Raw genomic sequence first — 11382 nt, 5'->3', positions numbered from 1 at the left:
ACATCCTCAGCAGAAGGCTTATTTTTTGTGTTGTAGTCCCTACGCCAACCCGGATAGTACTCTTCACCATGATTAATATAAGTAAATTGTACGCTTGCGATACCATTTCCGCTTGTTGTCGTCGGTGTCGTAACACGGATAGTCATTGCAGATTCTACGCCCATGACTTCAACCACAGCCCCCGCAAGACAGATATTGCCGCAACCCGTATCGTTGATTATGCGATTGCCGGCATATGACCATGAGCCTTTGCACATCCAATATGGAACATCAAAGGCTCCGTTTTGCTTAAGCCATACGATAAACTCTTTAGTAGTCCATGTACCACCACCGGTATTGATCGAGCCGCTATAAGCACGACACGCCCCCACATCCCCCGCACTCAAACTGATATCTCCGGTCAACGCCTTCCCGTTCACTTTCCGGCTGCTCGGTACCGCATTATTCGCCAAATTCACCGTTTCCGCTAAACCCAGGTTTTTTATAAACTCACTTTTATTAGGGATGTCGGCCCCGTTTTGGTCTTTTGTCAGTCTGTTGCTGATATCTGATGCAAGCGCATTGATAGACTTAAGCTGAATTGTCTTGCCTTCGGGCGTAACAACAGTTACCACCCCGCTCTCCGTCATCCATTTATTCAAATTGAATAACAGCTCATCTGTATAACCCAATTGCGCCGTAACTTTTCGGGCTGCATCAGAGTAAGTATCTGGAACCGATGTTTGAATAAAATATGTAGCATTAGAAACCGCATCCGGGAATTTATCGATTAAGACTAATTCAGTATCACTATTAACGTTTTTAATTGCTGATAACTTAAAAGCATTCCCGACCTTGATTAAAATAGTCTGAGCCGGAGCAACACCGAATTTATTATCTTTCCAGTGAGTTCCAGTTCCGGTTGCGATATCTGAGTTGACAGCAATTGAAATTGTGCCGAAGTTGTATGAAGACATAAATTTACCTGAAATGTAAAACGATTAAAATTTAAAGTGAGATTCGGCATCCAATATTAAAATTGGCTGACTGGTTTTGACTTCTCTGTATCCGTCTTTGTAGTTCTGCATACCTGCCCCATCCTGAACCCTAGCAAGATTGAAAAGAGACAGTGAATATTTGTCATTATTACCTAAACATAATTCCCCAATCCAATAAAAATTAGTCGGCCTTTCCCACCTTTCTTCTACCCAGTTCCACCAGTCATAGTTCGGCTGAAATATAGACTGCCCGACAACCGTTGGCATATACATCGGGCGTTTAATGTTTGGAAGACTCACCGCTTTACCGGCAAAAAAATTATTCCCAGGCACCTGAACAGGAAGCGATAAGACACCGTAATAAGATGAAAAAGTGATTTCCCCTTTGATGTTTCTTATTCTTAATCCCCCCGTTCCTCCAGATAGCTCATTTCCTTTTGGATTAGTAAACGCAACAACCCACCAATTCGCGCTCATTTCTTTGCCGGTCTTTTTATTTATACATACATATTCCGACCACACGGAATAATCCAAATATGAATAATCTTCTCTCGCTCTCATGATGGCGTCTGAATTATCTGTATAGAAAAAGAATATGGCATTATCTATTGTGAGTGACGGATCAACATCTTTTGGATTAAAAATCCCATTGATATTCATTTTCTTTTTATGAAAAGCATATCCATAACCCATTGGGGGTTTTTCATTGAGAAAGACCGTGTTACCCGCAACACGCAAGCCATAATTTAAGCCCGGCGTTTTTAATTTAGGGTCAGGCCACGCAATGATTTTTATAAGATTGTTTAATGCCAGTCGATCAACAAAGATTTGTGTATCATCACCCAAACCCGACACGGTCACTATCCCGTTATTTTCAGAATACTGAATCATCTCAAGTGCGCCATCAAAAAAGACCCCACGCCCAGTGTATCGACGTTTTACTATTGCCATCCCACCACTTTTGATTATTGTGAATCTATAGCCGGAGGGAATTTTTACGGGACACTCCCAGTCATACCAGAATCCATTCTGCCCTACAGTAGGGTTTTTCAAGATATCGCCCCGGCTGGCCTCTACAGCTCTTGACCATATAATCGCACACGGAGAGGTTTTTTCATTGAAGATAAAAGACACTCCGTCATTAGGGTTTGTTATTTTTAGTCCGTAATTACTCATAGAAAAACCCCACATTCAACTATTGCTGTACCGTTCTTATCAAACAAATAAAACCCTCGACTTGTGAGTTGTGTTCGATACCCTCCGTTTGTTCCATTCATTTCCATGAGGCCCGTGTTTGCATCAATTCTAAAGCCGCTTTTGTTCGGAATGTAATTTACTGATTTCAGATCAACATTCACAAGCAACTCTTGAATAGTCGCACTGTCAATGAATGCACTGCGCATGAACACTTGCCCGTTCTTGATGAAGAAGACAGATTCAAGCTTGTTATTTGCCGGATTAAAAACACCGAAAGTTTCAGCATTAAAGCCAATATTTGTTGTGACTTGTCCATTCTTAACTTCGGAGCCAATAACCATCCCGGCACCATAATATTGCCCGTTATAGTTAATCCCGGCTTTTACTGTATATATTGCTGAGCCGTCTCCTTTTTTGTCAAAAACAGTAGTCGCTTTTGTGTCAATTAAAGCTCGTTGTTTTTTGAATTCGGCACTTGTCTGTGTATTATATTCAGACAAAGCGTTATCCGTATTTGCAATTGCCGTTTTATTCTCTTGAATAAGCCCTTTAGCTAAAGTGATTTTATTTGTATTATCATTAACCTCCGCTTTAACCTGATTAATATCTTTTGCTGTTGATTCATTTAATTTAGATACTGACGTTTTAATATCTAAAATGCTTGAGTTTGTATTCCCAAACTGACTAGATACTTGTTGTTGATAACGTGCAAATGACTGTTTGTCTGATACTTGTACTTCGCGTATCTCAACAATCTCCGCTTTTCTGTCTCCGTTCTCTTTCATCCAGCGCTTAATATCTGCATCACGCGCCGCCGCATTTTCAAGCACAGCCTCAGCATTATCATCAATCTGAGATTGCAGCGCTTTCCCAGCATCTGTTGATAAGAACTGATCGCCCGCAGCGTCAATTATCCAACTTGCATCTGAAGACGACGCCCCTTTAATAAACTCAGTCCACTGACTTTGGTTGCCGGTCTTATCGACTAAACGTGCACGGAAATAGAAAGCCACACCCGCAGCAAGACCCTGCATCGTATAAGTTCGCTGAGGATAAGGAACGTCAGACAACAGCATCAAATCATTGCCATCGTTTGTCTTGCTATATTGAATTTCAGTATGTTGAGTGTCTGAAGTATCATCACCGAAGTTCCAATCAATCTGAATACCGAAAATAATCGGGGTTGTACGGAAATTCAAAGGCATAGGAGGATTACCCTCTTTACCCTTCAACACTGTTTCAGGAGCGTTAGCCCAAACACTCGATATCTCAGAGGCATTGATTGCACGAACGCGGGCTTGGTAACGACCGGCATAGATGTTATCGACTTCAAAGCCCAGGGCTGACGTTCTCGGCGCGGATACCCAGTTACCGTTGTCTTTTCGCCATTCCGATTCATAAGCTATAGCGCTGTCAGCAGCATCCCAATCAGCTCGCAATGTAGTTACAGCCAGCCCCTGCACTATTTTAGTATAAGAAGATATGCGAACGTTTTTTGCTGGTGGCTGAACACCAGGTGGGATAACAGAGATAGGGCGTTCATCAATTCGGGCGCCAGTATCAATATGACTATACTTATCGGGATTGTGACAAACACCGTTAATAGTGAATGTATTATCATTGTTGTCATCAATGCTTGTGACACGATACAACTGAATTGCTAGATCATCAGCATCAATAGACCACACCGCATTTTTTCGTGGTACTTCTGAATAGGTTGTAGTTACTGTTACCACCCTATCATTTACCGCTTGGACCGTTCTTGCTTCTGATTTACCAGATAGCATATTGATGATGAGCCGATCACCAGCTTTTGCATCTGGTTTTCTGTCTAGCGTGATTTTTCTACTATTGCATTCCGATACTCTGCCACCGATTACACGCCCAGAAAACAGTTCATCTGCAACACCAATGATATCTCCGGGAAGTGGTATTTTTCCTTCTAACCCAGTAGCAAATGATACAGTTCTATCATTAGCATTAGTTAGCAAGGCCCATCTTCCGCGCCGATTAGCTTCACTTTGACGAGTACAACCAATAGCCGTAATTTCTGTTTGATTTACACCGTATCGTCTAACCAATTTATTATCAGAAACAACTTCAATGGCATCATTATAGTGATTGCTAGGATCGCCATACGACACAAGAGCGTGAGTATAGCGATTACGCAGACTACCACCACCGCCATTGAATTTTCCATCAACAACCGATGCTTTAGTGAAAATACGGCTAACATCGCGCGGCATATCAGCAATTGCAACGATTTTATTATCTGACCAATATGTCATTCCACGGAAAATAGCCGCGAGATCACGTAATACAGAGTAGGCTTCATTCTGCGCTTGTATGTACACGTCACACATAAAGCGCGGCTCTTTTCCGTTACCGCCCCGGCCATCTGGTACCAATTGATCGCAATACTGAGCAATTCTATAAAGCTCCCACTTATCAACATGGCTCGTATCCAGCCTGTCACCAAGACCGTATAACTTACTTAATAGAATATCGTAAAAAACCCAGGCTGGGTTGCTACTATGCGCTAATTTAAATGTACCATCCCACATTCCAGAATACGTTCGATTGACAGGATCATAGTTTGATGGAACTTTAATTAATAGTCCTTTAGATAAGACACTAATTTTCGGAATTCGATTATTAAATTGTTCGGCATTAAATGTAACGAATAAAAGTGCGGTATTTGGATAGCGAAGCTTTACATCAATAACTTCTGCTATTGCTTGAATATTAACTTTATCAGCATATCGCCCGGAATTCTTATTTGGCGTCAGCCTTCTTACTCTGATTTGCCAGCCAGTAGTCGCCTTTGGTAAATTAATACGGTGTGAGCGCTCATAAGTTGATGTTGTTTTTCCGTCAAATGCAGCATTAATTACTTCTTTAAATCCCGCACCATCAGTGCTTAAATCTATCGCATATTCAATGCGATAACCCGTTGTATCACCATTATCACGCTGCTGCAATAATTGCGGAACAGAAAACCGGACACGCACTGCTGAGAGTTGAGTGTTACTAATAGAGCGTATCCACGGTTGATCACTTTTAAGCTCCATTCCTATATTGATTTCATTATCAACACTCGGCATTCCCTTAATATATTCCTGATGCTGACTACCTGGGCGAAATTCCCATGTAACTCCCTCAAAATTTCTTGAGCCATCAGAATTGCCAATCGGAGTTCCATCCAAAAATATTTTTGTATCATCCAAGCCACTCGCTATCTCACCATTACTGACTGCAAGTAATATTTTTGCTGTAGATGTGGATAGCAAGTTATCTGGTGATTCAACAGGCGTGTGTCCTTTGCCGCCACCGCCTTTGCGACCCTGAATTAATTGAGCTGCCATATTCCACCCATAAAAAAAGCCGCATTTAGCGACCTTACTTAAATTAATTAAATATTGTTATTGCTGATCTTCGGTATATATTCCGGCTGAGATAATAGCCCCGCCGACTTCCCTCTCACCGTAAAGTATAGGGATAGGATTGCCCTGCGCTGTGGTGTTAACTGCACCACCGAAGGCATAAGAAGGTTTATTATCTGCATCTTGTCGCGTTGATAAACCTGGCGGTTGCGGGGCTAACATTTGGACAACGCCACCCAATGCCATTGCAGCCCCTCCCAATGCAAGCGCCCCGCCCCATGTACCCGCTGCACTAAATGCCGCCCACCCAGCTGGACCTGTTAACATTGCAGCCCCAATAAGTGCGACTCCCAATATTGTTTGAAAGAACCCACCGCGCTTATTACCCTTTATGATCGGAGCAATACGGATTTCTTCGCTGGTGGTTAAGTGAAGTTCTTTATTGCCAATATTTCGTTTGCCTTTAAATATGGCAAATTCAAGCCCTTTCAAATGAGCTTCATTCAAGAACTTTTCAAAACCTTCACAGCGAACGCAAAGAGCCTTTATTGCCTCTCTTGGGGAATCAATTGCAATTGTATGTTCACGTCCAAATTGTTTTCCAAGCGTGCCGTAAAGCCGAACTGTTTTTAACTGGCTCATACCAATTCCTTACGTCTTACAATTTTCACAGTTCTGTCACGCCAGTAATCGCCATACGGGATGATCTGACTTAACTGTCCATATAAGTGATGAAGCAACATCCCATTATTTACCAAAACACCGGCATGATTCGGTACATCTGCCTGCACCTGCATAATCACCATGTCACTATCACGCGGCATATCACCAACTTCTACAAAACCTTCTTTCTGCCAGTTATCTATATAGAGATTTTCGCCCTGCTCCCACCACAGGCGATCAACACTGTAATTATGCAGAAATAAACCATGCTCTTTCTTGTAGTAATCCATAATTAAAGACCAGCAATCGGCATGGCCTAACACAAACGCCCGGCCAGTTAATGGCCTATCACCACGCGGCTGGATAGTTCGGAGATCTCCTTCAGGCCATGAAGCAATAACCCACGGTAATCCGGTAGCATCACATTGCAAACAATCTAGCTCACTCGGTTGAGTTGTGACTCCATCACCGCAATGACTATGAACAATCGCTGTTATTGTTCCCCAATCTTCTGCCTGCGCGTAGTCTTCAGATGAGAGTTCAAAGTGTTCTGTAGGTTCTTTAGATAAATTACGGCAAGGAAAATATCTTTCCACTCGGCCTTTTTGGGCAACGACACCGCAGCACTCTTTCGGGTATTCAGCTTTCACATGCTCAAATATTGCATTAACAATTTTATCTCTCATCATCACCTCGAAATTAAACCAGCAGCAGGGAATCCGCCAAAATCTAAAGGATTATTTTCACCAAAACGCTTTTTGCAATCGGAAAGTAGACCACCACATTCATCTTTTGCTGGATCATCAGTTGGTTTTCCATCTTTATCAAAATATTTCGTACCCGTGTACCCACAGCCGTTTCCGGTTCTGTACCACCCTCTCATACACCAAGTACAAATTGTGTGAATTTGCCGGGTTGGAATACGTAATCCTTGCAGATCAAACGGGCTAGATAATTCAAACTCTACAACTTCACCAGCTATCTCATTCGTTTTAGTATCAATATAGAAAACTTGTTTAAAGCATTCATCAGGATTCGCCGTTGAATTGCCATCTGTGAAATTTTTCGCATCAAGATAGTGAGCGAACGTTTCAAATATCGTTACTTTTGCCTGTAACATGTCTTCGAATTTCAGACAAAGAGAAGAGATAAGGCTATTGATGTTGGAAACTGTTAGTTTTGGTCGTGGCGGTGAACCATCACTTGATTTTGACATTCCGCTAATTTCGTAAGCCCAAGCACCATACTCTTTTCCCTGCCACCAAATGGATTTTGGTTTTAAGTCGGCCCCGGCCTTCTCTATTTCTTCTGTAGTGTGTGGCATGTTGTAAGCATGAAACCGCAATACAGGCCCGCCAAACTTGCTCCCATCAACTTCAATTAGCTGAATTCGATTACCCGGTTCTAATTTCTGTACATCTGATGTGATATTCATGCTGAAAATGCCTGTTCGAATGTAGCATTGATAGTTATTACAGTGTGAGATAGTGGAATCATAGTGATAGAACTGGCGTCCACTCTGTAAAGCCCCTTTTGACCAAATGGAGGCGTCCAGATAAAACTCTTTGCTGTGTGTTGTCTGATGAAATTGAATATCGGTATTACTTCATCTTTATGCCCCGTATAAGTAAAGGGCCATTTCTGCGACTCAGAATTAATGCCATTCTCAGCAACTTGGGAATATCCGTCACCAAACTGCACTTTTCTTACATTGTGAGCAAACTCTCCAGTTGGGCTATTTTGTACCTGGCTTCGCCATTTAAATTCGTCTATTGCCATATTTCCCCCGTAAACCTACCGGAGCAGGTTGGTTAAATGCAAAAAAACCGCAATTAAGCGGCTTAAAAATGAATAAAATGATGAGATAGCAATTAAGAGTTGGTGATAGGGCGCTTGAGAGCCATGCTCAACAACAAGAGATGGCGGGGATTTCTCCCCGCCGTTGCTCTTACCTGGGTTCGTAATCCATGAAAACAGCAACCTCCGTTTGACCGCTTCGGATGCGAACCTCACAGAGGTCCTTCCTCGTGACCAGCACAGCCGCTAAAGCGGCAATACAAATAACGATGGCGATAAATATCGCTTTTTGCTGTTTCATGGTTAGCGTCTCCTTGCCTTTCGGCGTGTAAGAGGCTAATCTTATGTTGCTATGCATAGATAGGCCTCAAATTGATTGAAAGATCATTTGGGGCTTTCTTCTATCCGCTCCAGCACGCCAGAGACAGATAGTCTCAAGCGCCCGCCAAAAATATACCAAAGTGAAATATATATATCCATACTATTACATTGCGCTACTGAGTTTATTTACAGCAAGCTATCCTTGGCTTGGGGTTATAGCTTTCTAGTTTGACTGTCCATTAAAGAACAAGAGCCCACTAGGGGTTCTAAGTTGCCTGTGATATGCAAAAAAATAACCATTCTTTTAATATGGAGTCTGGATATACATATCTAGATATTACTATTATTTGTGTTTTTTACATTTCTTTACATTCGTTCAGGTAAGTTTAGCAGAAAAGCAGGGTTAGTTTTTTTCTTTTTCATTCCTTTCAATGTCTTACTACGTTTTCTGCGGCAAGCTTCGCAATTTCTTCTAATGCCTTCCATGAAAATATTAATCTTTAAATTTATAAATTATCAAATCTTTATTTTTATATTTTGAAAATTATAAAATAATTTGTGATAAATGATGAAGCTTTCAGCATTAAATTTCGGTTATTATCTACACTGCTAAACCATATTACTGAGCCAGTTAATTCCATGAGAGTAAAAAGATGATATTGTTGTTCCCCCAAAAGAGTGAAGCCCTAACTATCGTGGGGATGGTCAGGGCCTCTAATTGTCAAATCCGAAGAAGGAATATAGACATGCCAAGTATAGTAAAAAACAGTCAACTTGTCATTTATGGAGTATTACGTAACGTGGATGTAGCAGCGTGTCAGCAAGAAATACTGTTGACAGGGTTACTCTCTGGAGTTATCTTGCGCTTGCGAGGCTTCGAAACCTCAACAAACACGGTCAGAACCAACCCCGTTAGCGTTGGGTTTTTTATGCCTGTCATTCAGTGGGCGCAGTGCGCGGCCACACCCCGATCAAGGTCGGGAGGGCGACGAATACAACACCCAGTAATGGGGAATAAGTCCGCAGCTTTGTTTGTGCTGTTTCGAACCTCCCGGCACCACTACGACAGTGGCAATTCGAAGAAAACAAACAGGAGTCAGCAATGACTAATCAAATTTCAGCCCAAAACCTTCCATCTATCCATCACAACGGAATTCCAGTAATCACCACTGAGTTGCTGGCAGAACTATATACAACAGATGTTGTACGAATTCGTCAGAACCACGCTAGAAATGCTGATAGATTTAGCGAAGGAAAACATTTCTTTATTCTAAAAGGTAAAGAATAACAAGAACTTAAAAACAGAGTATCTTTAAGCTACTCTGTTGAAAGTGGCATTCAGTTAGTCGGTAAACGTGCTCGCAGCTTAACTTTATGGACCGAGCGCGGGGCAGCTCGTCATGCAAAGATGCTCGACACTGATAAAGCTTGGGATGTTTTCGAGGCACTGGAAGATTTTTACTTTAACCAGAAGGATGCCACTCCGACTACAACATTAGTAAAAACAACAAACGGTATCCAGTTCCCCGAAAATGGCAAGATCCTAATAACGATGCGAAATAGCACTGTTGATAGTTGCGAAATAGTTCGCCCGGATAGCCACGTACTGACATTAAACACATTCATGGAGTTAGCACAAAAAGCCGGTTATCTCATCATTCATCGAGAAAATCTGTTGAACATGGAAAACAGCTGGAAGTACTAACCCTAAGCGCAAGGACGCGCTGACAGATACATCTTTTAATCTACAACTGCCAGCTAAGTGCATTTAGCTATTATTCACCAATCCAATGTTTGTATTTTTCATAAAATTCGTCTCTGATCTGAGGTGGAAGTTTAGCCCTGATTGATCTAATATCATCTTTGTATTTATTAATAATCAGAGAATTATCAACATTTGGGTTGGCAATTTTTATTTTTTCTACCATCGATCTGACATTATCTTCATTAACATCAAACCCAACCTTTCTCCTAATAAAGAAACTTTCAATAGGCATATCTATTGGTCTGAAACTATTTTTCTTTTCTTCCTGCATCTTCGCCTGAACATCACTGCCGCAGTGTTTGCACTTAATAGCATCTGGCCTAATGATCTCAGCACAATAAGGGCATTTTACATCACCTTCTGTCTGTTGGTTTCTGCCACCAAATATCACCATCATTAACCCGCAGAATGAAATAAAGGCTCCTAGCAAGATGTGATTTTGTCTTGAAGCAATCAACCCAATATTATTAACTCTATCACCATATCCTGTTGCAACACTCACATCCATATTAAAGGCAATAAAAATCCACACCAAACCGATAGCCAATAAGAAACAACCTAACCCTTTCATTACTAACCCTCATTTAGAAATATATAAAGCAGACAGATAACACTGATACTTACGCTCAACAGGAACAAAAAGTTACTAACCGACAGAAGAGCCCCTGTATGGGGCCTAGGTAAAGCTATTGATTTTCATATTCTGCTATAGCGGAGTCTAATTTTACTCTCTCGCGTGCATCATTCCCGCCAGTATTGTTTTTCACATATGAAACCCACTCACTATATGCCTTTATTAACGCAACTTTTTCAACCTTGTTTTTTGTTGACGATTTTAATGATTCAAATTGAGGTTTTACTATGGATATTCTTTGCTCAGTTTGCTTTCTATTGCAATCACCAATAGCTCCCACCACCTCAAGATCATCTGACTGGGTTAATCCACTGATATTTAATCTATCCATTTTCATGCCCGCTATACTTTTATAAGCTTCCGCAAATAAGGCTTGCCTATTAAGTTGAGCAATAAAATCTTCTTTCGTTGGTTTAAGATATTTATCATCAAGCTTTGGTTCTGAGCATTCCATTAAACTTGCTTTTGTTTCAGCATCTTTTTTATTTTGCTCTTCTACCATTTGAGCACACCCAGACAGCAAAATCGATCCTATCAATAAAGCAGTTAATCTCTTCATCACACACCTCGTTTCATTTAAGTGATGAGAGTTTAACCGTTATCGAGTGCAAATCAATGCAAAATCACGTCCGTGTGGTTTGAAAG

At 41.3% G+C, this 11382-nt stretch carries 9 protein-coding genes and 2 pseudogenes; 1 reads left to right on the top strand and 10 read right to left on the bottom strand.

Annotation, left to right across the window (positions count from 1 at the left end; translation table 11 throughout):
• The 8 genes and pseudogenes from LGZ99_RS20610 to LGZ99_RS20575 all read right to left on the bottom strand — a co-directional run.
• A pseudogene (locus tag LGZ99_RS20610) lies at positions 1 to 956 on the bottom strand (hypothetical protein); the annotation flags it as partial.
• A gap of 24 nt (positions 957 to 980) precedes the next feature.
• Positions 981 to 2153 (bottom strand): hypothetical protein, encoded by a 1173-nt coding sequence (locus LGZ99_RS20605; RefSeq protein WP_262979525.1) that lies wholly within the window; start codon positions 2151 to 2153, stop codon positions 981 to 983.
• Positions 2150 to 5539, bottom strand: a complete 3390-nt coding sequence (locus tag LGZ99_RS20600; protein WP_036841082.1) for a TipJ family phage tail tip protein — start codon at positions 5537 to 5539, stop codon at positions 2150 to 2152. The genes LGZ99_RS20605 and LGZ99_RS20600 overlap by 4 nt, the downstream gene beginning before the upstream one ends.
• Positions 5540 to 5596: 57 nt before the next feature.
• On the bottom strand, positions 5597 to 6199 hold the full coding sequence (locus LGZ99_RS20595) for a tail assembly protein (protein ID WP_036841083.1): 603 nt from the start codon (positions 6197 to 6199) through the stop codon (positions 5597 to 5599).
• Entirely contained in the window at positions 6196 to 6906 is a 711-nt protein-coding gene (locus LGZ99_RS20590) for a C40 family peptidase (RefSeq protein WP_200875309.1), read from the bottom strand. The genes LGZ99_RS20595 and LGZ99_RS20590 overlap by 4 nt, the downstream gene beginning before the upstream one ends.
• Before the next feature lie 2 nt (positions 6907 to 6908).
• Positions 6909 to 7655: a phage minor tail protein L gene (locus LGZ99_RS20585; RefSeq protein ID WP_036841085.1), complete on the bottom strand. Its 747-nt coding sequence runs from the start codon at positions 7653 to 7655 to the stop codon at positions 6909 to 6911.
• Complete coding sequence (locus LGZ99_RS20580; RefSeq protein ID WP_036841086.1) at positions 7652 to 7999, bottom strand: phage tail protein; 348 nt, start codon at positions 7997 to 7999, stop codon at positions 7652 to 7654. The genes LGZ99_RS20585 and LGZ99_RS20580 overlap by 4 nt, the downstream gene beginning before the upstream one ends.
• Positions 8000 to 8168: 169 nt before the next feature.
• Complete coding sequence (locus LGZ99_RS20575; RefSeq protein WP_021327110.1) at positions 8169 to 8318, bottom strand: type I toxin-antitoxin system Hok/Gef family toxin; 150 nt, start codon at positions 8316 to 8318, stop codon at positions 8169 to 8171.
• Positions 8319 to 9440: 1122 nt separating this feature from the next.
• Here LGZ99_RS20575 and LGZ99_RS25040 point away from each other — a divergent pair.
• A pseudogene (locus LGZ99_RS25040) lies at positions 9441 to 10043 on the top strand (ORF6N domain-containing protein).
• Between the two features lie 70 nt (positions 10044 to 10113).
• Here LGZ99_RS25040 and LGZ99_RS20565 read toward each other — a convergent pair.
• On the bottom strand, positions 10114 to 10674 hold the full coding sequence (locus LGZ99_RS20565) for a zinc ribbon domain-containing protein (RefSeq protein ID WP_051769707.1): 561 nt from the start codon (positions 10672 to 10674) through the stop codon (positions 10114 to 10116).
• A 115-nt stretch (positions 10675 to 10789) separates the two neighbouring features.
• Positions 10790 to 11296 carry a hypothetical protein gene (locus tag LGZ99_RS20560; RefSeq protein WP_036841090.1) on the bottom strand — a complete coding sequence of 169 codons (507 nt, stop codon included), beginning with the start codon at positions 11294 to 11296 and terminating at the stop codon, positions 10790 to 10792.
• Positions 11297 to 11382 lie beyond the last annotated feature (86 nt).

This window comes from Photorhabdus temperata (assembly GCF_025384845.1).
GTDB lineage: Bacteria > Pseudomonadota > Gammaproteobacteria > Enterobacterales > Enterobacteriaceae > Photorhabdus > Photorhabdus temperata.
Note: the sequence above shows the minus strand (reverse complement) of the source record. Positions and strands in the feature narration are given on the sequence as shown.

Coding starts and splice junctions, on each gene's coding strand:
- LGZ99_RS20605 (WP_262979525.1), bottom strand. CDS start 2,153: ATGAGTAATTACGGACTAAAAATAACAAACCCTAATGACGGAGTGTCT.
- LGZ99_RS20600 (WP_036841082.1), bottom strand. CDS start 5,539: ATGGCAGCTCAATTAATTCAGGGTCGCAAAGGCGGTGGCGGCAAAGGA.
- LGZ99_RS20595 (WP_036841083.1), bottom strand. CDS start 6,199: ATGAGCCAGTTAAAAACAGTTCGGCTTTACGGCACGCTTGGAAAACAA.
- LGZ99_RS20590 (WP_200875309.1), bottom strand. CDS start 6,906: ATGAGAGATAAAATTGTTAATGCAATATTTGAGCATGTGAAAGCTGAA.
- LGZ99_RS20585 (WP_036841085.1), bottom strand. CDS start 7,655: ATGAATATCACATCAGATGTACAGAAATTAGAACCGGGTAATCGAATT.
- LGZ99_RS20580 (WP_036841086.1), bottom strand. CDS start 7,999: ATGGCAATAGACGAATTTAAATGGCGAAGCCAGGTACAAAATAGCCCA.
- LGZ99_RS20575 (WP_021327110.1), bottom strand. CDS start 8,318: ATGAAACAGCAAAAAGCGATATTTATCGCCATCGTTATTTGTATTGCC.
- LGZ99_RS20565 (WP_051769707.1), bottom strand. CDS start 10,674: ATGAAAGGGTTAGGTTGTTTCTTATTGGCTATCGGTTTGGTGTGGATT.
- LGZ99_RS20560 (WP_036841090.1), bottom strand. CDS start 11,296: ATGAAGAGATTAACTGCTTTATTGATAGGATCGATTTTGCTGTCTGGG.